16 protein-coding genes and 3 pseudogenes are annotated in these 21,118 nt (G+C 72.1%); 5 read left to right on the forward strand and 14 right to left on the reverse strand.

The genetic code is table 11. The annotated features are described in order from the left end of the window. Nucleotides 1-200: 200 nt before the first annotated feature. The 13 genes and pseudogenes from ADK41_RS43580 to ADK41_RS30715 all read right to left on the reverse strand — a co-directional run. A pseudogene (locus ADK41_RS43580) lies at nt 201-536 on the reverse strand (FAD-binding oxidoreductase); the annotation flags it as partial. Nucleotides 537-814: 278 nt separating this feature from the next. After that, nucleotides 815-1,969 (reverse strand): enolase C-terminal domain-like protein, encoded by a 1,155-nt coding sequence (locus ADK41_RS30660; protein ID WP_030835838.1) that lies wholly within the window; start codon nt 1,967-1,969, stop codon nt 815-817. Then, nucleotides 1,966-3,767, reverse strand: a pseudogene (locus ADK41_RS30665) (thiamine pyrophosphate-requiring protein). Before ADK41_RS30665 ends, ADK41_RS30660 begins: the two are co-directional and overlap by 4 nt. 249 nt (nt 3,768-4,016) lie before the next feature. Further along, entirely contained in the window at nt 4,017-5,174 is a 1,158-nt protein-coding gene (locus ADK41_RS44355) for a thiamine pyrophosphate-dependent enzyme (RefSeq protein ID WP_051843610.1), read from the reverse strand. Further along, nucleotides 5,143-6,210 (reverse strand): annotated as a pseudogene (gene selA, locus ADK41_RS40055) (L-seryl-tRNA(Sec) selenium transferase); the annotation flags it as partial. The pseudogene selA and the gene ADK41_RS44355, both read right to left, overlap by 32 nt. A gap of 849 nt (nt 6,211-7,059) precedes the next feature. Next, entirely contained in the window at nt 7,060-8,481 is a 1,422-nt protein-coding gene (locus ADK41_RS30680) for an NADH-quinone oxidoreductase subunit N (protein ID WP_030835847.1), read from the reverse strand. Next, nucleotides 8,478-9,983 carry a complex I subunit 4 family protein gene (locus tag ADK41_RS30685; RefSeq protein WP_030835849.1) on the reverse strand — a complete coding sequence of 502 codons (1,506 nt, stop codon included), beginning with the start codon at nt 9,981-9,983 and terminating at the stop codon, nt 8,478-8,480. Before ADK41_RS30685 ends, ADK41_RS30680 begins: the two co-directional genes overlap by 4 nt. 4 nt (nt 9,984-9,987) lie before the next feature. Beyond that, nucleotides 9,988-11,937 carry a proton-conducting transporter membrane subunit gene (locus ADK41_RS30690; RefSeq protein ID WP_030835852.1) on the reverse strand — a complete coding sequence of 650 codons (1,950 nt, stop codon included), beginning with the start codon at nt 11,935-11,937 and terminating at the stop codon, nt 9,988-9,990. Continuing rightward, on the reverse strand, nt 11,934-12,239 hold the full coding sequence (locus ADK41_RS30695; RefSeq protein ID WP_030835855.1) for an NADH-quinone oxidoreductase subunit NuoK: 306 nt from the start codon (nt 12,237-12,239) through the stop codon (nt 11,934-11,936). Before ADK41_RS30695 ends, ADK41_RS30690 begins: the two co-directional genes overlap by 4 nt. Continuing rightward, nucleotides 12,236-12,805: an NADH-quinone oxidoreductase subunit J gene (locus tag ADK41_RS30700; protein ID WP_078662200.1), complete on the reverse strand. Its 570-nt coding sequence runs from the start codon at nt 12,803-12,805 to the stop codon at nt 12,236-12,238. The genes ADK41_RS30695 and ADK41_RS30700 overlap by 4 nt, the downstream gene beginning before the upstream one ends. 19 nt (nt 12,806-12,824) lie before the next feature. After that, nucleotides 12,825-13,754 (reverse strand): NADH-quinone oxidoreductase subunit H, encoded by a 930-nt coding sequence (locus ADK41_RS30705; RefSeq protein WP_051843616.1) that lies wholly within the window; start codon nt 13,752-13,754, stop codon nt 12,825-12,827. Further along, nucleotides 13,747-15,168: a hypothetical protein gene (locus ADK41_RS30710; RefSeq protein WP_030835862.1), complete on the reverse strand. Its 1,422-nt coding sequence runs from the start codon at nt 15,166-15,168 to the stop codon at nt 13,747-13,749. The genes ADK41_RS30705 and ADK41_RS30710 overlap by 8 nt, the downstream gene beginning before the upstream one ends. Beyond that, the gene (locus ADK41_RS30715) at nt 15,159-15,509 is read right to left on the reverse strand and encodes an NADH-quinone oxidoreductase subunit A (protein ID WP_030835864.1); all 351 of its coding nucleotides are present in this window, start codon (nt 15,507-15,509) and stop codon (nt 15,159-15,161) included. The genes ADK41_RS30710 and ADK41_RS30715 overlap by 10 nt, the downstream gene beginning before the upstream one ends. A gap of 1,120 nt (nt 15,510-16,629) precedes the next feature. On the opposite strand from ADK41_RS30715, the gene ADK41_RS30725 reads away from it, so the two are divergent. From ADK41_RS30725 to ADK41_RS42295, 3 genes are all read left to right on the forward strand, one after another. Beyond that, nucleotides 16,630-17,055, forward strand: coding sequence for a DUF1330 domain-containing protein (locus tag ADK41_RS30725; RefSeq protein WP_051843612.1), 426 nt, complete (start codon nt 16,630-16,632; stop codon nt 17,053-17,055). 563 nt (nt 17,056-17,618) lie between these two features. Continuing rightward, nucleotides 17,619-17,870 carry a DUF5133 domain-containing protein gene (locus ADK41_RS40070; RefSeq protein ID WP_078662201.1) on the forward strand — a complete coding sequence of 84 codons (252 nt, stop codon included), beginning with the start codon at nt 17,619-17,621 and terminating at the stop codon, nt 17,868-17,870. Further along, nucleotides 17,867-18,037, forward strand: coding sequence for a hypothetical protein (locus tag ADK41_RS42295; protein WP_167353500.1), 171 nt, complete (start codon nt 17,867-17,869; stop codon nt 18,035-18,037). The genes ADK41_RS40070 and ADK41_RS42295 overlap by 4 nt, the downstream gene beginning before the upstream one ends. Before the next feature lie 970 nt (nt 18,038-19,007). Here ADK41_RS42295 and ADK41_RS30730 read toward each other — a convergent pair. Then, entirely contained in the window at nt 19,008-19,487 is a 480-nt protein-coding gene (locus ADK41_RS30730) for an ATP-binding protein (RefSeq protein WP_030835872.1), read from the reverse strand. A 169-nt stretch (nt 19,488-19,656) separates the two neighbouring features. Here ADK41_RS30730 and ADK41_RS30735 point away from each other — a divergent pair, with 169 nt between their 5' ends. Further along, entirely contained in the window at nt 19,657-20,022 is a 366-nt protein-coding gene (locus tag ADK41_RS30735; RefSeq protein ID WP_234319137.1) for an STAS domain-containing protein, read from the forward strand. A 412-nt stretch (nt 20,023-20,434) separates the two neighbouring features. After that, nucleotides 20,435-21,118: a polyprenyl diphosphate synthase gene (gene uppS / locus ADK41_RS30740; RefSeq protein WP_030835878.1), complete on the forward strand. Its 684-nt coding sequence runs from the start codon at nt 20,435-20,437 to the stop codon at nt 21,116-21,118.

The following is a 21,118-nucleotide window of genomic DNA, read 5'->3' on the forward strand; positions in this document are numbered from 1 at the left end:
CGGTCCTTTTACCCGAGGCCAGGTCTCCTTCACCCAGCCGGCGACCGCGTCCTCGTCGCGCTCGATCGCCCGTCGGGCCGGAACCTGGTGGCTCCCCCCTCCGCGATGATCTCGTCGAGGTGCCTCTCTTCGTCCACCCCGACCCAGAATCGCTCGCCGTCGTAGGTGACGATCTCCAGTGCGTGCACGTTGTCGCTGGTGCGGGGGCCGGGTCCGTACAGCTGTGACTGCACCGATTGGATGCCGCAGGAGTTGTTGCCGATGTTGCCGCCGATCACACAGCGGGAAGGGGAGGAGGGGTCGGGACCGAAGATCAGGCTGTGGCAGCCGGTGTGGCGGTTGAGGTCTTCGTTGATGACGCCCGGCTCACAGGTGACCAGGCGGCGGCGGATGTCCACCTCGCCGATGCCGGTGAGGTACTTCGAGTGGTCGATCACGACGGCCTCGTTCACCGTCTCACCGGACAGGCTGGTGCCGCCCCCGCGGCTGAGGACGGGCGCACCGAAGTGATGGCAGATCCTGTGCACCGTCACCACGTCGTCAACGGTGCGCGGGACGACGACCCCGATGGACGCCTGACGGAAGTGGGACGCGTCCTGGGCGTACAGTCCCAGCGAGCCGGGGACGAAGCGGATCTCTCCCTCGACCGCCTTGCGCAGTGCCCGCTCGAGTTTTCCGACGTCCAGGGTCTGGCGGGCCCGGGGGTGGGCCCGCGATCATCGAATGCGTCTTCGCCGGGATGTCGCGCGTCGCCCGGCGCCTTGCCTCCGCCGTCGGATTCAGCTCTCTCCTTGGTGCGCCTGGGTGCGCCTACTCAGAGCGGTTGTGCCGCGTAGACGCGATAGGGCTCGGCGTCGGCCCACTTGATCTCCAGCCCGAGCCCGGGTCGTGTGAGGTCGGGCCGCAGGGCTCCGCCTTCGGGGGACAGGATGCCGTCGAACAGCAACCGCTCCACGCGCACATGGTCATGGAAATACTCCAGGTGCCGCAGCCGCCGTACGGCGCAGAACGCGTGGGCCGAGAGCGCCGGGGCGCAGTGGGCGGACAGATCGAGGTGGCGGGTCGCCGACAGGCCCGCCACCTCCAGGAGCGCGGTGATGCCCCCGCATCGGGTGATGTCGGCCTGAAGGCAGTCCACGGCGGGGGGCTCCACGAGGTTGACGAAGTCCCGCAGCGTGAAGGCGTACTCTCCCGCAGCGATCTCCAGGCGTCCCGGCCCCCGGTCGCGCAGCATACGCAGCCCTTCGAGGTCGGCCGAGCTCACGGGCTCCTCCAGCCACCGTACGTCCCACTCGTCGTGGAACCTGCGAGCCCAGTACAGCGCCTCCTTGCGGGAAAGCGCTCCGTTGGCGTCCGCGAAGATCTCCGGCCGGTCGCCGATCGCCTTCCGTACGGCGGTCAGCCGCTCCGGGTCCCTCTCGGACTCGCGCGAGGTCTTGAGTTTCACCCGGGGGATGCCCTCGCCGACCCATCCGGCGAGCTGCTCGGCGAGCCGGTGGAGCGGGTAGTTCGTGAAGCCCCCGCTGCCGTAGACCGGCACCCGGTCGTGGTGGGCAGGCAACAGGCGGATCAGCGGCAGGTCCAGCAGCCTCGCCTTGAGATCCCACAGCGCGACGTCGACAGCGGACACGGCCATGGCTCCGACACCCGGGCGGCCGGCGTTGCGGATCTGCGCGCCCATGCGGTGCCACAGCACCGGCGGCGCGGTGACCTTCTGCCCTCGCAGCAGCGGCGCCAGCGCGGACGCCACGAAGGAGGCGACCGACACGTCTCCGTAGGTGTAGCCGAGGCCGCTCCTGCCCCCGGCGTGCACCCGCACCAGGACCAGGGTCGTGGAGTCCCACTCGAGCGTCCCGTCCTCTTCCCTGCCGTCCGGACCGTCGGTCGGGACCGTGAAGGCGTGGACGTCGACCGCGTCGATCCCGCACTCCTCCAATCCGGCTCCCACGGCAGTCGCAGGATCGGTCATGGATGCCGCCCGGGCAGGTGCTCGGCCAGCTCGGTGGTCTTCTGGCGGGCTCCCTTGACGGCGATCCCCGCGCCCTCCGGGTCCCGCACGGCCGCCTTGGCGGCCTTCTTGCCCTGCTCGGCCATGGTGTGGGGCGGGATGGGTGCGATCTCGGGGTCTGCCTTGAACTCCAGCACCACAGGCCGGTCGGCGGCCAGCGCTTCCTCCCACGCCTTGCCGATCTTCTTCGGTTTGTCGCAGTACACACCTTTCAGGCCGATGAGCTCGGCGTACTTGGCGTACGGGATGTCCGGGACGTCCTGCGAGCCCGGGAACTTCGGATCACCGGACATGGCGCGCTGTTCCCAGGTGACCTGATGGAGATCCTGGTTGTTGAAGACGCAGAAAACGAACGGCGCCGGGCCGGACAGCCGGTCCGGATACCGCTTGACGGTGATCATCTCGGCCATGCCGTTCATCTGGAACGCGCCGTCCCCGACGAAGGCGATGACCGGCCGGTCCGGGTGGGCGAACCGGGCGGTGATCGCGTACGGCGTGCCCGGTCCCATCGTGGCCGGCGTCCCCGAGAGCGACGTCTGCATCCCCTTGCGGAGTTTCAGGTGCCGCGCCCACCAGTTCGTGCCGGACCCCGAGTCCGCGGTCAGGACGGCGTCGTCCGGCAACCGGGGCGAGAGCTCGGCGGCCACGGCCTCCGGGTTGATCGTCCCTCCGAAGTTCTGCCCGGCCCGCTTCCGGCACATCGCGTTCCACTCCTCTACGTCCTTCCCGGTCTTCTCCCGCCAGCCGCGGTCCTCCTTGCGGCGCAGCAGCGGCAGCAGGGCTTTGAGCGTCTCCTTGGAGTCCCCGACGAGGTGGGCGTCCATCGGATAGCGGATACCGGTCATACGCCCGTCGATGTCGATCTCCACGCCGCGCGCCTGCCCCTCGTCGGGCAGCCATTCGGAGTACGGGAAACTGGTGCCGGTCACGAACAGGGTGTCGCAGCCGCGGATCATGTTGTCGCCGGCCTTGCTGCCCAGCAGGCCGATGGGGCCGGTGACGAACGGCAGGTCGTCGGGCAGCACTTCCCGGCCCAGCAGTGCCTTGGCCACCCCGGCGCCCAGCAGCTCGGCGGCCTCGACGACCTCGCCCTCCGCATGCGCGGCTCCCTGGCCGATGAGCATGGCGACTTTGCTGCCCGCGTTCAGGATGCCGGCGGCCCTGCGCAGTTCTCCCTCGTCGGGCAGGAGGCGCGGGCGGCTCCAGCCGACGCTGGAGAACACCGAACCGTGCTTCTTCGGCGGCGAGGGTTGGGCGTCCTCCTCCTGAATGTCGTCGGGGATGATGACGGTGGCGACCCCCCCCGTGTGGTGAGCGCGGTCTTGAAGGCCCGGTCGATGACGTGCCGGGCCCGCCCCGGGTGCACGACCATCTGGCAGAACTCCGACACATCCGCGAACAGCCGCTCCAGGTCCACCTCCTGCCGGTAGTGGGCACCGAGACCGAGGCGCTCCTGCCGGCCCACCACGGCGACGGCGGGCTGGTGGTCCAGCTTCGCGTCACAGAGCCCGTCGAGGAGGTGCACGGCGCCCGGACCGGACGTCGCCGTGCAGCAGCCCACTTCACCGGTGAACTCGGCGTGCGCGCACGCCATGAACGCGGCCATCTCCTCGTGCCTGGCCTGGATGAACTCCAGCTCTCCCTTCGCCCGGTCGAAGGCACCCAGCAGTCCGTCGATGCCGTCGCCCGGATACCCGTATACGGACTCGACACCCCATTCGGTCAGGCGTTGCAGTACGTAGTCGGCGACCTGGGCCATGGACGTCTCCAGAGCGAGTCATGTGGACAGTGCGCCCTTGGGCGCCTCCTCCGGCATCCGGCCGAACCGCTCCCTCCCGGCTGTTCGGGGATCTTCCGGGCATAGGCCCGATTCCGCCCCCACGCGCCGGCCAGGACCCTCGCGCGGTCCGTGAGCGGCGGCGGTGGCGGGCATCCGGGTCCTCCTTCCGCGGGGCAGTCGAACACGGCGGCTCTCGTCACGCTCGACGCGATGAAGTCCGGTCCGGTGTCAGGCGGATCCGAGGCGGCGGCTCGCCGAGGCGGTGATGCGCAGACGCCACGACGGGGTGCCGGCGGCGTGCCGGAGCGGGGGCCCTTGGCCACCGTGTGCCCTGCCGCCCGGATCGGCCCAGTCCGGCGGTGTGTCCCCGTCCACCATGAACTCCAGCACCTGAGGACCCTTGGCCTCCAGCGCCTCCTCCCAGGCGAGCGCCACATCGCCCGGGCGGACGCAGCGAACGGCGGGCAGGCCGAGCAGTTCGGTGTAGCGCGCGTAGGACACCGCGGCCACCTCACCGGTGGTCGGGATGCGGGGGTCTCCGGCGCCTTGCCGACGCCGCCACGTGAGTCGGCTGAGGTCCTCGTTGTTGAGGACGCAGAAGATCACCGGAGGTAGGTCGGCGAGGCGTTCCAGGTGTCGTCGTACGGTGAGCAGCTCGTTCATGCCGCCCGCTTGCAGGGCCCCGTCACCGACCAGGGCGATCACCGGGCGTTCGGGGAAGGCCAGACGGGCGGCGAGCGCGTAAGGGACGGCAGCTCCGGGCGTTGCGAGACGTCTCGAGAGAACGGCGCGCATGCCGTCGCGGAGTCGCAGGTGCCGGGTCCACCAGTCCAGGGCCGACCCCGTATCGGTGACGACGATCGCGTGGTCCGGCAGCCGGGCGGACAGTTCGGCGACCACGGATCGAGGGCTGACGGCCATACCGAAGAACCGGCGCGCTTTCTCCTGTCCCTCGGCGTGCCATTCCTCCACCGCGTCCTCGACCGCGTCCCGCCACCGGCGGTCGGTCCGACGGTGGAGCAGGGGCAGAAGCGTCTCCAGCGTCAGGGCGACATCGCCCGTCACCCGCACGGCGGAGAAGACGTCCTCGTCGACGGGACACGCGCCGGAGGCCGCGTCGACGGTGACGACGCGGCAGCGCGGTCCGGAGCCGGGCAGCAGGCAGGTGTCGAAGTCGTGCGCCCCGAGGAGGAGCAGCGTGTCGCAGTCGCGGACCAGCGAGGCCGCGGGCGCGCTGCCGAACGCGGCGGCCACGCCCGCCGCGAACGGCAGGTCGTCCGGAAGGACGTCGCGGCCCGAAGGCGTCTTGGCGACACCCGCGCCGATCCGTTCGGCCAGCTGCGTGATCCGATCGGCCGCTCCGGCCGCGTCCGGCCCGACGATCACGGCGGCTCTGCGGCCGTCGTTCAGGGTGTCGGCGGCGCGCCTGTTCGGTCGGCGTCGGCGGACCCGTCAGCGTGGCCTCCAGCGCGGCCAGGGTCATTTTGTCGACCCGGAGGGCACGGGCGAGTGGATGCCGGGCCATGGTGCGGACCAGGTCCTCCCGTCCGAGGACGAGTCCGCACTGGGGTCCGCCCAGCAGTTTGTCCCCGCTGGCGGTGACGAGCGCGGCCCCGGCTTCCAGCTGGGTCCGCGCGTCCGGCTCCTCGGGCAGCAGGGGATGCGGGGCCGGCAGACCCGATCCGATGTCGGCGACCACCGGGACACCGAGCGGCGCCAGTTCGGCGACAGCGGCGGCGCGGGTGAATCCCGTGATGCGGAAGTTGGAGGGATGCACCTTGAGGATGAAGGCCGTCTCCGGTCCGATGGCCCTGGCGTAGTCCTCCGCGGTCGTGCGGTTGGTCGTACCCACCTCGCGCAGCCGGGCCCCGGTGGAGACCAGGAGGTCCGGAAGCCGGAAGCCGTCCCCGATCTCCACCATCTCTCCACGGCTGACCACGATCTCCTTGCCGACCGCCAGCGCGGTCGCGGCGAGGACCAGCGCGGCTGCCCCGTTGTTGACGACGTGCACCGCGGCGGCGGCCTGCACCCGGGCGCAAAGCGCGGCCAGCGCGGTACGGCCACGGCGGGCCCGTGTCCCGGTCTCCAGATCGAGCTCGACGTCGGTGGGACCGGCGGCCTCCTGCACCGCCCGCCGGGCGGCGGCGGACAGTGGCGCCCGGCCGAGATTGGTGTGGAGCAGCACCCCGGTCGCGTTGATCACCGGCTGCAGGCCGCTCACCGTCCGCGGCAGGAGGGCGATCGCCGCGTCCACCACCCCTTCCGGCTTCACGATCCCCTCTCTCGCCTGTTGTTGCGCCTGACGAACCGCCGACTTGACCCGCTCCGGCCCGATCCGGTCCGCCGCGTCCAGCAGACGGAGGTCACGCAACAGCACGTCGGTACGGGGAATCCGTCGCCGCGCATCCGGCACGGCGCTCACTTCTTCACCTGCCCCGGCAGCACCGCCGACGCCCCCTTCGACGCTCCCGCCGCTCCGCTCGGCCGTACCCCGCTGTCCCACGCGTTCCCTCCGTTCCGGCCCGGGTCCTCACTGTCCGGGAACATGCATCGTTCCTCCAGTGCTCCCTGCGGGTTCCGGGACACGCCGGGCGGAGGCGAGAGGGTACGAGAGCGCATCGGCCGGCTGCGGAGCGCGGCGCTGCCCGTTTCGCCCTGAGGGGATCAGATGGTCACGGGCGGGCGGGCGGGGGAAGCGTTCGACTTCGCCGTTCGTCCGTGGCCGGCGGGGCCTGTGGTGAATGTGCTGGTAGCGGCTGCCGTGGTTGAGCGGTTCGCGGTGCAGGGGGCCGTGACTGCTGGGGACGGCGCTTCGGCTGTCGCCGGCTGTGCCGGAATTCGGCAGTCCCGCGCGGCCTCGGCTCAGGCTCTCGAGGCCGCGGGTTCGCAGCCCGCAGAGCGGTGGGGCGGGACTGGCGGGACGGCCCTCTCCTGGCCGGAGGGTGATCGTGCGCTCGCTCATGGGCCCTGGGTGAACGGAATCGTCGTGTTCTGGAGGGCCGGAGGAAGCATGTCCCTCGTCGTGGTGGAGGCGATCAGTCGTTTGATGTGGCGGGCAGGACGATCCGCTCGGGGAACAGGACGGCAGGAGGCGGGATGCACGGGTGTCCCGTCGGCACAGTGGTCCGTTCCGGCGGAAGGACGGACGGATGGCCCGGACGCGTCCAGGGCTAGACACCCCTCCTGCGTCTCGGCTCCCTTCGCCCGACGGGCGGTCCGACCGGTATCGGTGCGGGTCGAGGGCAACGGACCGAGAGGCGCGGCACGCGTCTCAGCGGAGGAGGGATCCGGTGGTGAGAGGGAGGAGGGCGCCACCGGCCAGGCCGAGAAGCAGAGAGAGCGCGCCGGCGGTGTAGGCGATGGCGGCGGACCAGCGGCCCTGTACGGCCTGGGTGTCGGCGGGCGCGGGGGCGGTGGTGGCGAAGAGGGGGGCCAGCCAGCGCAGGTAGTAGAAGAGGGAGGCGACGGTGTTGGCGACGGCGAGGGCGGCGAGCCAGGCGTAGCCGCCGTCGACGGCCGCACTGAAGATTTCCAGTTTGCCCAGGAAGACACCGGTGGGCGGAGTTCCCACCAGCCCGAGCAGGCACACGACGAGGACGGCGGCGAGGCCGGCGTGGCGGCGTGCGAGACCACGGTAGTCGTCGAGGGTGCGGGTGTGCGGGAGTTCGGTGACGACGGCGAAGGCGCCGAGGTTGGTCACGGCGTAGGCGGCCAGGTAGAACAGCAGGCTCCGCTGTGCCAGGTCGCTGCGGGTGGCGACGGCCAGGGCCATCAGGAGGTAGCCGACCTGACTGATGGTGGAGTAGGCGAGCAGACGCTTGACGGACGTCTGGAAGAACGCCGCCAGGTTGCCCAGGGTCATGGTGACCGCGGCGAGGACCGCCAGCAGCAGGGGCCAGTTGACCTCTGTGCCCGGGAGGGCCTGATGGAGGAGGCGGTAGCCGGCGATCAGACCGCCGATCTTGGGCAGGGTGGTGACGTAGGCGGCGACCGGGGTGAGGGATCCGTCGGTGACGTCGGGCACCCAGTAGTGGGCCGGAACGGCTCCGGCCTTGAACAGCAGTCCCGCCAGGACGCCGACGAGTCCGACGGCGACGAGCCCGTAGGGGGCCCCGGACAGACCGGTGTCGAGTTCACGGTAGTGGGTGGCGTGGCCGGCACCGTAGAGGAGTGCGGTGCCGGCCAGCATCGTGGTACCGAGCAGGGCGCCCATCAGGTAGTACTTCAGGGCTGCTTCGGTACCGGATGGGTCCTTGGCGAAGCCGGCGAGCGCATAGGCGGGAATGCCGGCGAGCAGGTAGGCGGCGAACAGCATCAGCAGGTCGTTCGCGCCGAGCAGGGCGAGGGTGCCGGCACCGGTCATCAGCAGCAACACCCAGTACTCGGTCTCGCGTCGATGGCCGCGAACGGTCTCCACGGACATACCGATGATCAGCAGCAGGGCGGTGAGGACGACGAGGCGGCCGATGTCGGTGGCCCTGTCGACGGCGAAGGCGTCCGAGAAGACCGTCTGTTCGCGGCCGGTGGCCATGGTGACGGCGGTGGCCGCCAGGCCCGTCGCACACGCGGCGGCCGCCAGGACCGCGACGATCCACTGACGGCGGCGGGGCAGCCAGGAACCGGCCAGGAGGCCGGTCACAGCGGCGCCGAGCAGAGCGAGTTCGGGAACGAGCGCGGCGAGGTTCTCGTTCACCGCGCCACCAGATCGGTCAGCGTGCGGCCGGCCGGTTCGATGACGTCCAGGAGCCAGCGGGGGACGACGCCGATCACCAGTGCGACCACGAGCAGGGGCACGACGGACAGCCCCTCGTTACCGCGCAGGTCACCGACCCCGTGCACGGAAATGGTCTGCGGGAGGCGCGGAACGCCCAGGAACATCGAACGCAGCGCGCGCAGGAACAGGGCGGCGGTCAGCAGGATGCCGGTCACGGCGATGGCGGTGGCGATCGTCCGGGAGGCCAGGGAGCCGGTGAAGATCTGGAACTCGGCGATGAAGCCGGAGAAGCCGGGGATGCCGAGGCCGGCGAACGCGGCGACGGCGGTGACGCCGGCGAAGCGCGGGGTGTGGGCGGCCAGGCCGGAGTATGCGTCCATCGCGTACGTCCGGCCGCGGTCGTACAGCACACCGCTGAGCAGGAACAGGGCGCCGGTGATCAGGCCGTGACTGACCATCTGGGTGACCGCTCCGGTCACCGCCAGGGAGCGGGCCTGCGCGTCGGTTCCGGCCAGGGTCCCTGCGGCGCCGACGGCGAGGACGACGTACCCCATGTGGTTGACCGAGGTGTAGGCGATCATGCGTTTGAAATCGGTCTGGGCCAGGGCGACGAGAGCGCCGTAGACCACGGACACCGTGCCGACGATGACGACGACCAGGGCGTATGCGCGCCAGCTGCCGGGCAGCAGCGGCATGGCGATGCGGACGAACCCGTAGGTGCCCATCTTCAGCAGGATCGCGGCGAGGATCGCCGATCCGGTGGCGGGTGCTTCCGTGTGGGCGGGCGGCAGCCAGGTGTGGAAGGGCACCGTGGGGGTCTTGACCGCCAGTCCGACGCCGATGGCGAGGAGGACCAGTCCGGCGTACGCGCCGCGCCCGGCCAGTGGGTCGGCACGGGTGAGGTCGGTGATGTCGAAGGTGTGCGGATCGGCGGCGAGGTAGAGGCCGATGAAGCCGAGCAGCAGGGACAGGGAGCCGACGAAGGTGTAGAGGAAGAACTTCAGTGCCGCCGCCCGGGCGCGTTCGCCGTGGCCCCAGCCGGCGATGACGAAGAACATGCCGACGATCGACAGGTCGAAGAAGACGAAGAACAGGATGAGGTCGAGCGCGACGAACAGGCCCAGGCAGACCGTCTGCAGGAACAGGAAGAGGCAGACGTAGGAGCGCACCCTCCTCGACTCGCGGAAGGAGTAGACGGCGACGGCGAGGAACAGCAGGCAGGTCAGCGCGACCAGGGGCAGGGAGAGGCCGTCGACGCCCACGTGGTAGCCGACCCCGGCGCTGGGGATCCAGCGCGTCCGCTGCTCGTACTGCATGCCGGCGCCGGTGTCGAAGCCCGCCCACAGGACGCAGACCAGGGCGAGGTCCGTGGCGGCGGTGGCGATCCAGACCCGGAGGCACGTCCGGTCGGACAGGGTGCGCGGCCAGAGCGACAGGACGGCGCAGGCCAGCAGCGGCAGGAACGTGACGGCAGTCAGCACGGGGTCACCTCACCAGGAGGAGGATCAGGACCAGCACCGCGAAGCCGACGGCGGCTTGTGCGTAGTACTGGTGCAGCAGTCCGGTCTGCGGCCGGCGCGCCAGCCGGCCCAGGGCCCGCGCGCCCGAGACGAGGGCGCGGACGGCGCCGTCGACAGCGCCGTCGTCCACCCGGCCGGCCAGCCGGGCGAGCACCAGACCGCCCCGGGCCGTCCGGCGTACGGCGCCGTCGACCACGCGGTCGTCCGCCCGGCCGGCCAGCCGGGCGAGCGCCAGACCGCCTCGGGCCGTCTGCCGTACGGCACCGTCGACCACCCGGTCGTCGAAGGCCGCCAGCGCTCGTGCCAGCCGCAGGACGGGGCGCACCAGTACGGCGTCCGCGACCCGCTCCAGGTGGAGCCAGTCCTGCGCCCACCGCACGGCGGCGCGTGGTGCGGGCACCGAGTGGGGCGCCCCCCACCAGGCCAGTGCGGCGGCGGCGAGTACGACGCCGGTGGACAGGCCGAGTTCCCACGGCTTCGGGGACGGCTCTCCGGGGGCGCCGGCCAGGTGCTTCAGCCAGGACGCCGGCCCGGGCAGGGCCAGTACGCCCAGCACGGCCGCGGCGCCAGTGAGGGCGAGTAGGGGGGCGGGGGCGGTGCGGGCGACGCGCCGGGTGCCGCGCCGCTCGGTGTCGTATCCGGCTTCCGGGTCCTCGGGCAGGGGCCGGGTGACGAACCAGAGGGCCTTGGCGCTGTAGACGGCGGCGACCGCCGCGGCCGCGAGCCCCACGGCGTACCAGGCGGCGCTTTCGGCGCGGGCGACGGCGAGGACCTCGTCCTTGGCCGCCCACAGCGACAGCGGTGGCAGCCCCGCCAGAGTCAGTGCGCCGGCAGTGAAGGCGATGCCGACGAGCCGGTGGCGCCGGGCGGCTCCGCGCAGGGCGGGCAGACTTTTCGTGCCGAGCGCGGCCAGCCAGGCGCCGGCGGCGAGGAACAGCCCGGACTTGGTGGCGGCGTGGGCGACGAGCTGGGTCGTGCCGGCGGCGACCCCGCCGCTGCCGGCGGCCAGCACCATGAAACCGATCTGGGAGGAGGTGGAAGCCGCGAGCAGTTGCTTGAGGTCCTGCTGGGCGACGGCGACCACACCGAGGGCGAGTGCGGTGAGGGCGCCGGTCCAGGCGACCAGCGGGCCGGCCCAGCCGGTGGCGGCCAGCAGGGGGTGCAGGCGCAGCACCAGGTAGGCGCCGGCGGCGACCATGGTCGCCGAGTGCAGCAGTGCCGACACCGGACTGGGGCCCTCCATGGCCCGCGACAGCCAGAAGGAGAAAGGCAGTTGCGCCGACTTGCCCAGAGCCGCGGTCACGATCCCGGCGGTGACCAGGTGCAGCCACGGCGAGGCCGCGTCCGGCAGGGCGCCCAGGTCGAGGGTGCCGATGCCGCCGGCCAGCGCCGCCCCGGCGGCCAGGTACAGTCCGAGGTCTGCGGTGCGGGTGGTGAGGAACGCGACGTCGGCCGCGCGGGCCCGTCGCGGCTGCCGCCACCGGTAGCCGATCAGCGCCCAGCTGGTGGCGCCCATGATCTCCCAGGCCATCAGCAGCAGGGGCAGTGTCGTCGCCGTGACGGTGACGAGCATGGCCCCGGCGAAGACCAGCATCAGTCCGAAGAACCGGCTGCGGTTCTCGTCCCGGCCCAACTCGCCGACCGCGAAGGTGAGGACGGCGGCGGTGACGGCGGCCACGACGAGCACCATGACCGCGGACAGCCCGTCCACCGCCAGCCCCGCCCGCACCCCGGCGAACAGCGGGGCGCTCGCCGACGGCCGGGCCACCGCGGCGGCGACGGCCGCGCCGAGCGTGGCGACGGCCACCGCCACGCCTGCGGCCGGGGCGGACCGGTTGCCGCGGGACCCCGCCAGGGCGAGCAGCGCGCCCGCGCCGAGGGGCAGGCCGACGAGCAGCCACAGCAACGCACTCACCCTTTGAGGTCCTCGGCCATGTCGGTCATGTCGACCTGCCGGGCGCGGTAGAGGGCGGTGGTGACCGCGAAGCCCATGGCCATCTCGACCGCCATCGCCACCACCGCCGCCACGATCACCACCTGGCCGCTGCCCCGGGCGGGGGCGAGGAAGTGCCAGAAGACGGCCGCCGCGGCGATGATCCCGCCGATCATCAGCTCGATCCCCATCATGATCATGACGATGGACTGCTGGGACAGCGCGCCGAACAGGCCGGTGCAGAACAGGCCCGCGGCGAGGACCAGCAGGAGCTCGAAGGTCATCGGCCGACCCCTCCGCGCACCGGATCGTCGGCCGGCCGCCGGTCGAGATCGTCTCCGAGGCGGTCGTAGCGGCCCCGGCGCGTGGCCAGCACGGTGGCGCCGACCATCGTGGCCAGCAGCACGAAACCCAGAGTGACCATGGTCAGCATCTGCTCCCCCATCAGCGCCATGCCGACCTGGAAGGTCGTGTCCTTCGGGCGGGCGCCCGTGCGGTCGGGCCAGGGCGCCAGGAGGATCCCGGCGACCAGGGCGGCGAAGACGACCCCGCTGACGGCCAGCGCGCCGCGCTTGTTGTGCAGCATCGACATGGGCATCAGACCCGCCGGGTTCATCATGTAGGCGATCATGAACACGGCCATGATCACCATCTCCATGACCATCATCAGCACGATCACCACGCCCAGGTACGGAAGGCCGAGTACGGCCGTCACCCCGCCGACGCACACCAGGGCCGCCAGCAGCGAGAAGGTGACCCGCGCCATCGAGTTCAGCGTGAACACCAGCACGCCGGAGACCAGGGCGAGCACGCCCAGACCCGCCAGCAGCGTCATGGCCGTCGTACCCATGGGACTCCTCCTTCCTCTCCTACCGAGCGAGGACGACCAGTGCCGGAACCAGGGTCTGGGCGATCGTCAGGGGGATGAGCACCACCCAGGCGAACTCCACGTACCGGTCGGCCCGGGCCACCGGTACCCGCCGCATCACCCACACCAGCAGACCCAGCACCAGCAACGTCTTGACCAGCGACCACACCCAGCCCGGCAGCCCCGGCCCGGCACCGCCCCCCAGGAACAGCGGCACCGCCATGGCGGCCCCGGAGGCCAGCCACAGCCACCGCCCGGCCTGAAGCAGCAGCCGGTCCACTCCGGACGCCTCGGCCAGGACACCGCCGGCGAGGTCACGGCCGGCCGGGTAGGCGAAGGGCCCCAGGAAGCTGAAGGCGAGCACGCCGGCCAGGTAGACGACGAAGGCGACCGGCATCCACACCGCGTACCACAGGCCGTGCTGAGCGTCGGCGATGTCGTTCACCCGCAGGGACTGCGCGCCGGTGGCCGTGGAGATCAGGGCGAACATCAGAGGCAGTTCATAGGCCAGGCCCAGTGCCAGGAACCGGTATCCGCCGATCAGGGAGAAGACGGAGTCGGGCCCCCAGCCGGCCAGCCACAGCCCTGCCCAGGTCAGGACTTCCATGGCGTTGAACCACACCACCCCGACCGACAGATCGGCGGCGGCGTGGCTCCCGACGGGGATGACCAGCGTGGACAGGACCGCCGCCACCGGCACGGTGACCGCACCCGCCCGCCACAGCAGTACGTCCGGCGTGGGCAGCCGGCGCGGCTGCGCCGCCAGGACCCTCGGCACACCGAGAAGCGGCCGCACCGCTGTGGCGAGGGTGACGGGCCGTCCCGCGCTCCGGGCGTCCAGCACCGCGTTGCCGGTCGTCGCCAGTACGGCCAGGACGAGCAGCAGTCCGGGCGCGGCCAGCGGCGTCCACCACTCCCCCGCCTCACTCACGCGCCACCTCCGGCGCACGAACGGCCAGTTCGTCCGGGTCCGGGTCGAGGCCGGCCACGATGAGGCGTGCCGAGGCGAACTCGGCGCCCACCAGCAGCCGGGGCAGCAGCGTGATCAGGCCGGCGGACGGCGGACGCGCGGCGTTCCACGGACCGCGCGGGCTCTCCTCGTCCGCGACCCGAAGGAGGGAGGGCTCGTCCAGTCTCGGCAGGTCGCCTCGGATCTCGGTGAGCCACTGCCGGTATCGATCGGTCACGTCCCCGTCGGCCCGTGCCGTCGGACCGCTCACCCCGGCCTCGTGCGCGTCCCGGGCCGTCACCACTCCGATGCCCCGGGTCAGCCAGGCCAGCGTCCGCGACCGGCCGACCCTGCGGTCGAAGCGTTCGAACCGGGGCGCGAGCGCGCTGCGGGGCGCGCCGGTGAGCAGGTCGTCCCGCAGCCGCCGGGCCGACACCGCCTCGGCCGGCCAGCCCGCCACCGCCAGCAGCCTGCCCAGGCTGTCCAGACGGGCCGCCGCCCTCCGGCGCACCGCCTCGCCCACAGGAACCGGCTCACCGGCGGACGCCCGGACCCACGGCTGCACCCAGAACGCCTCCATCACCTCGCCGGAGGTCCTCGGCGCCGGGTCGTCGACGTCGGCCTGCTGAACGACGTCGCCCTGCAGCATCAGGCGGACCGTCAGGCCCGCGGGCCAGTCGGTCAGCAGCGGTCCCAGCGGCACATGGAGCCGGTCCAGCGTCAGCCCGTCCCGGTCCTCGCCCTGCTCGGCCATCGGCAACCCGCCCGGCATCTCCATCCCCCCGTGGCCGCCGTGACCGTGATGCTCGTCGTGGTCGTCGGTGTCCCCGCCGTCGCGGGCGTGGCCGCTGTCGCCGTGATCGGCCTCGGTGGGCCGATCGCCGTCGGACGGAGCGTCACCGTGGCCCTCGTCGTCCGCTTGGCCGCCCTCCCGGTGTCCGCCGCCGGCCTCACCCCCGCCGTGCCGGTCATGGCGCGCGTGCCCGGAAACCTCCCCGGCATCCTCGTCATGCTCGCGCTCGCCCTGTGTCCCGCTCCGCTGCCCGCCCGCCCGCACCGGCATGGCTGCCTGCTCACGCTGGGCGGTCGGCGAGCCGAGCCGAGCCCGGCCCGCGTCCAGTACCGCTTCCACCTCATCGACGGTTCGAACGTCGGCCCGGGCCCGCGGCGCCGGCAGATCCCTCCAGAGCCGGCCCACCGCCGCGTGCAGGTTCGGACAGTCGGGGCCGACGACGAGCAGGAGATCCGACTGGGCCGGGGTGGACGTCTGAGGCCAGTCCCGCAGTCTCAGCGACCGCTCGACGGCCAGCCTCACCGCCGCCCCGCCCGGCATCGTCGCGACCAACACGCACGGCCGACCGGCGATGGCACGCAGCACCAGGCCGGTCACGTCCATCGCAAGGCCCCCTCCCGCCAGGCGTAGACGACTCCGACAACCAGAACGGCGAGGAAGACGAACATCTCGATCACCGCGCTCGGTCCCATGGCGGAGATCACCCGCGTCCACGGATACATGAACACCATTTCCATGTCGAAGGCGAGGAACAGCAGCGTCACCGTGTACCAGCGCACATGGAACCGGCTCACCGCGTGTTCCATGGGTTCCAGGCCCGACCCGAACGGCGCCGCGCTCAGCGCTTCGGAGCCGACGCGCACCGCCCGTGCCGCACCGTACAGACCGGCCACGGCGAGAAGGGCCACCCCCGACAGGAACAACGCTGCCGTGATGCCGCTCATGCGGCAGGGCCCTTTTGTGCAGCACCCGGCGCGTCCTCGCGTCGCGGCGGCCCCGGGCCCGCCCGCGCCGCGACGGTCGGCGTCTGCAGGTCGTCGGACATGCGCTGCCCCCTTTCCAGGACGGTGAGGTGGGAGGGCCAGTGGGGGGCATCCGCAATCCGAGGCGCGGAAAGGACACCGTCCTCTTCGTCGAGCATTCCAGTCCCCGTCCGGTCGTGCGCGGGTACGTCAGCCGACCGGGTTTCCCGGAGGCGGGCCGCGTCACTGCCGACCGTGCCCGTCCCGCTGTGGCGGTCTCGCCGCATGCCACGCTTCATTCGACTCCGGTCGGAGCGGCGACGTGCGGGTACGGGGCCGCCGCCGCGTACCGGCCCGGCCGGCCGGCCCGTCCCTCGGGGCCGGCCGATCCCCTCGGACGTGTCGATCCGAGCGACGCCCTGGCGGGACGCCCCATGGCGTGGCGGGACGCCGCCGCCGGCCCGGCGATGCTCGTCGCTCCCGAGGGTCCGGCCCTGACCACGACGACCGCCGTGCGGGGGCCGCCGCCAGTGCCCTGGGCCGGGCCGCCTTGGGGGGCGCGGGGCCGGCCGGGAGCCGCCGCACCGACGAGGGCCGGCCGAACGGGCGCCACGGACCGCGCCGACCGCACCGGTGGAACGGGCGCCGTCCTGGCTCGCCGCGTCCACGGCCCCCGGCCTCCCACGGAACCGCCTGCTTCCGTCCGGCAGGCGAAGGCTCCCCGTCCGGGTGATCCGTCCCGGCCGCGTTCATCGGACGGATCACCGCCCGGGCCAGGGCAGGCGAGGGTGCGGTCGTAGGCGAAGTCGTCGCCGGGCCGCCGAGGGTGCGAGCCGACACGGGAGCCCGTCGGCCGCGGCCACCTCGTGCCGGCGACGAGTGCGCGAGCCACACCGACCGGCACGAACACTGCCGCGTCCGCGCCGAGGCACGCCGCCGCTGCGAGCAGGTGGGCGACGACCTGCTCGCCTCACCGGGCTGACGACCGGACACCCGGCACCGGGCACGCCCCGAAAGGCGGACCGACCAGCCGGTATGCGAAAGGGATGCGCCGCCCTTAAGCTTCTGCCCGCGCGTCGCCCACGACGAGAAGGAGGGGCCCATGGCCGTCGACCCCCGGGGGGCCGATCTCGCACGGTTGACGGAGGAGGATCCCGGCGGTCCCGTCGTCATGCTCAACCTGCTGCGCTTCGCTCCCGACGGCCGCTCCTCCTATGAGGAGTACTCGCGACGGGCGGCAGCCTTCCTGAAGCGGTACGGAGGCGAACTGCTCTACGCCGGCGACGGCGGCACTCCCCTGGTCGCCGAGGACGGGCAGGCCTGGGACGCGGTGCTGCTCGTCCGTTACCCCGACCGCGCGGCGTTCAGCCGCATGGTGGCCGACCCCGAGTACCAGGAGATCACCGGTCTGCGCTCCCGGGCCCTGGCCGAGGCCGTGCTCCAGCCGACCAGCCCCTGGTCTCCGGTCGTGAACGGTGATCACGAGGTCCGGACCGTGTCCGCGTCCTGCGAGCCCGATCATCAGTAGCGGGGCCTCACGCCCCGTCGGCTCCTGCAGCGAAGGCCCTCGACGACAGCGCCGGGTTTCGTCTCCTGGTCGCACGCGACGAAGACACATCGCTGAGTTCGTGCACGGCCGGCGGTGGAACGTCGAGGACTCCGACCGAGTTCGATGTCCGCCTCTGCCGTGATGCGATCAGGATCGCGCCCCTCCGCCAGGGGACCAGGCCCGGCTTCCGCACCTGGATCCCGGTCGACGGGATACCGCGGCCATTGCCCGATCCCGACCCGGCACCGAGGCCACGGCACACAGGTGAAGCGCGTGTGCCCGACGGGAATCAGCAGCGAACGCCCGCGGCACGGGCCCCGGAGATGCGGGACACCGCACCAGGAACCGTGCACCGCCGTGTGGCGCGGGCCCGGTGCGGTCGGGGCCGCGGGTCGAGCCGCTCCGCGGCGGGTTGCTCCGGACGGCCGAGGTGGTCCGCCGGCCCGGAGGACCAGGAAGCGAGATCCGAGGCCGGAAGGCTTCCCGTCTCCGGACGTACAGCGCTCTTCCGGACATCACCGGCTCCATGGTGGCCGTGGGGTATGCGGGACGCGAAACGGGGTAGCCGGGCGGACGGCCTGCGGGTGCGACAGCGATTGGAGGACGTCATCTGCACCCTGCGCGTCTCCACCGGCACCCGTGACATCGACGCGACCCTGATCGCGGCCCGTCGCCAGTCGCCCGGTGCCCGGCCCCAGGACCACTCCCTCCTGAGCGGCAGCCGACCCCTCCCAAGGGACGCACCCGTAATCGCACCTGTGCCTCCGCACCAAACAGAACGGACGAAGACGTGAATACCGCTGGAAGAGCTGCCGCGCCGATCTACGACCGCTTGATAGCCGAACGCGGCGACGTCATCGCGGTGGCCGCGCTCACTGCGGAAGAGACCCACCGCGAGATCGCCGCGGTTTTGGACTTCGGCTTTTCGCGCACGGACGACGAGACGGAGAAGGACAAGTAGAGTCGGCTGTCGGACGTCACCCAGTCGGTAATCAGCGAGTTGACCGCCAGCGCCCGCGCGTGCGCACCAGGTCCAGTATGGACGGCCTGCACCTCGCCGACGGCCTGGTCGAGGTGGTGAGGCGCTGAGGTGACAGCGGCCCCAAGCCGGTGAGGGCGGTGGCCCGCTCCGCCCCTCAGCCTGCTCGGAGGCCGTCGAGCAGGGCGCTGAGCCCACGACGGAACTCGGTCTCCGGTGTGCTGCTCCGGGCAGCACCGGCGACCTCGATCAACCGGGGGCAACGCTCGGTGGGAAGCGAGCGGAACCGGTCGATCGTCGCGGCGGAGCCGCCGTCACGGCTGCTCAGCGGGCCGGCCGGCTCGGGCGAGTGCCGCGAGCAGGGCCTCGGCGATGTCAAGGAACGTCGCCGAGTGACTGCGCCGGGCCGGCACGAGCGGAATCCGGAGGGAGGTTTCCCGCTTCGGCCGTGCCGCGAGCGGCGAGGTTCCCACGACCCCGGGCAGGGTGTGGCGCCGTTCGGCAGGGGAATCGTGTCGTCGCCGGAGAAGATCGCAGCCCGCCGGGTCGAGCTGAACCGGTTTGCCGGGCCGAGTTGGTCCGGCAGCTGACCGAGGTGAACACCGAGTGCGAGGAATCCACCGTCATGGAGCGGGACTTGCAGCGCAGCGGGTGCAGGTCGCCGGCCGGTCAGTGTGAAAGCGCCGCACCGCAGGCACCGGCGGCTTCGCGAGGTAGCAGTCCGGATGTGGAACGTCAGCGCGTCCGGACCGGTGGGGCCGGGCCCGTACGGCATCTTGTGTCCCAGACCGCGCGCGGGCGGCCACGGCGTCCGGGGCGTCGACGGCGACGACGAGTTCCCGGCTCGGTCCGCACTCCTCGGGCCCGTGTATCCGACGGACACCGAACAGAGCGTCGAGACACCACTCCCGCCCGGGGCAGCGAGAGCGTCACGCCGAGGGCTGAACCCTCCCTACAGGGGAGGGTGTCCGGTGAGGGCGCCGCCGGGGTCGTCGGCCAGGGCGAGGCGGGCGGTGATGCGTTTGCCCACCGGCTCACGCCGCGCTTCGAAACCCTGGGCGACGGCCATGACGATCTCCAGGCCGTGCTGGCCGACCCGGCCGGCGTCCGCAGCCCGGGCGACCGGCAGCACCGGATCGGAGTCCCACACCGACACCTCCACCGTGTCGCCGGCGATGCGCAGATCCATCAGCGCCGGGCCGGGAGCATACTTGCGGGCGTTGGTGACCAGCTCGCTGACCACCAACTGCGTCACATCCATCGCGCGCTGCGAGACCGGCAGGCCGTACTCGGCCTGCACCCGCGCGAGAAAGCCGACGGCCAGGTGACGGGCCTGGGCGATACCGGCGCCGTCCCCGTCCAACGCGACCGTGGTCCGTATGACCCGCTCCCCCGACGTAGCGCCGTCCCCGCCCACGGGCACTGTCTCCATCCCCGCCGCCTTCACTACCCCGTTCACCACCCAGCACGCATACCCGCCCTTGCGCAGCACACGCCCCACACCCCTCCCCCGGCTGCCCGCACCGTGCAGGGCCGCACCGCAGGCAAGGGCTCGGTGTGCCAGTATCACCCACATGACCGAGAGGCATATGACAACAGACGTGCAACCCATCGAGCAGGCGCCGCACCCCGGCGGCGGGCTGTCGGTCATCGCCGCCCCTGCGGACGGCGTATGCGTCCTGACACTGGCCGGCGAGATCGACCATGACACCGGCGAGACGCTCCGCCAGGCCCTGGACCTGTCCGTCACCGGCCAGCCCCGCATCGTGGCCGACCTGCGGCAGGTCACCTTCATGGACTCCAGCGGCATCAACATCCTCCTCACCGCCCACCACGCCGCCACCGAGGCGGGAGGCCGGCTCCGGCTGGCCGCGCCCACCCCTGCCGTACTGCGCACCCTGCAGATCGTCGGCATCGACCAGATCATCGACTGCCACCCCACCCTGCAGGACGCCCTCGACCACTGACAGCGCCTTCGAACATCGGGCCGATTCGGGCGCGTCGGCGATCGCGCGATCCCTCACTCCTACGGCGCGCCCCGACGTGAGGTCATGCCCTCCGAGGAGCACGGACCGCCCGACCCGAACTCGCGCCCCGCCCCGTTCCGGCTCGTACATACGCACCAAGGGTGAATCCACGGGATGTGCGGACTGTGCGGCGCTGAACCCTGTCAGTCTGCCGTTGATGGCCGTAAGACGGCGGCGGCGGCGCCGCTGGACGATGTCTCCTTCACTGCGGGACGGCGTCCCTCGGTCACGGAGAGGGGCGGGCGTGACAGCAGAGCAGTCCACGACCAGATGGCCCGCTTCCCGTCCTGCCGCCGCCAAGAGCACGGCGCGGTCAGGGCCGCGTGAAGTGCCGCGTCACGTCGCGTGTGTGATGGACGGAAACGGCCGGTGGGCAGCGCGGCGATCGCTCCCACGCACGTCCGGTCACCGTGCCGCGGAGACCACGGTGATCGACGTCATCGAAGCAGCACGGGCGGCCGGGGTGGGCTGGCTGAGTCTGTTCGCGTTCTCCACCGAGAACTGGCGCCGCCCGGACGCCGAGATCGAATTCCTCATGCACCTGGTGCGCCGAGTGGTGCGCAAACACGCCCCGTTGTTGCACGCGCGGGGCATCCGCTGCCGCTTCCTCGGCGTGTCCGACCCCCGCATCCCCCCTGGGCTGGCCCGAGACATCGCCGACCTGATGACGCTGACCGGCCGGAACCGGCAGATGACACTGACCGTCGCCTTCGATCACGGCGGCCGCAGGGACATCGTGGAGGCCGCACGGTCGCTGATCCGCAGCGGCGTGTCGCCCGAGGCCGTAACCGAGGAGAGCTTCGCCGCGCACCTGCCCTTTCCCGACACCCCCGATGTCGACCTGGTCATCCGCACCTCCGGCGAACAGCGCATCTCCAACTTCATGCTCTGGCAGGTCGCCTACGCCGAATGGGTCTTTCCGCCGGCGCTGTGGCCCGACTTTCGCGCACCCGACTTCCTCGAGTGCCTGCATGCCTACCGGCAGCGCGAGCGCCGATTCGGCGGCGTACTGCCGAACCAGAACGGAGAAACCTGA

The organism is Streptomyces caelestis, from assembly GCF_001279005.1.
Taxonomy (GTDB): domain Bacteria; phylum Actinomycetota; class Actinomycetes; order Streptomycetales; family Streptomycetaceae; genus Streptomyces; species Streptomyces heliomycini.

Coding starts and splice junctions, on each gene's coding strand:
- uppS (WP_030835878.1), top strand. CDS start 20,435: ATGGACGGAAACGGCCGGTGGGCAGCGCGGCGATCGCTCCCACGCACG.
- ADK41_RS30730 (WP_030835872.1), bottom strand. CDS start 19,487: ATGGAGACAGTGCCCGTGGGCGGGGACGGCGCTACGTCGGGGGAGCGG.
- ADK41_RS30660 (WP_030835838.1), bottom strand. CDS start 1,969: ATGACCGATCCTGCGACTGCCGTGGGAGCCGGATTGGAGGAGTGCGGG.
- ADK41_RS30710 (WP_030835862.1), bottom strand. CDS start 15,168: ATGGACGTGACCGGCCTGGTGCTGCGTGCCATCGCCGGTCGGCCGTGC.
- ADK41_RS30700 (WP_078662200.1), bottom strand. CDS start 12,805: ATGGGTACGACGGCCATGACGCTGCTGGCGGGTCTGGGCGTGCTCGCC.
- ADK41_RS30725 (WP_051843612.1), top strand. CDS start 16,630: ATGGCCGTCGACCCCCGGGGGGCCGATCTCGCACGGTTGACGGAGGAG.
- ADK41_RS40070 (WP_078662201.1), top strand. CDS start 17,619: ATGCGGGACGCGAAACGGGGTAGCCGGGCGGACGGCCTGCGGGTGCGA.
- ADK41_RS30715 (WP_030835864.1), bottom strand. CDS start 15,509: ATGAGCGGCATCACGGCAGCGTTGTTCCTGTCGGGGGTGGCCCTTCTC.
- ADK41_RS30695 (WP_030835855.1), bottom strand. CDS start 12,239: ATGACCTTCGAGCTCCTGCTGGTCCTCGCCGCGGGCCTGTTCTGCACC.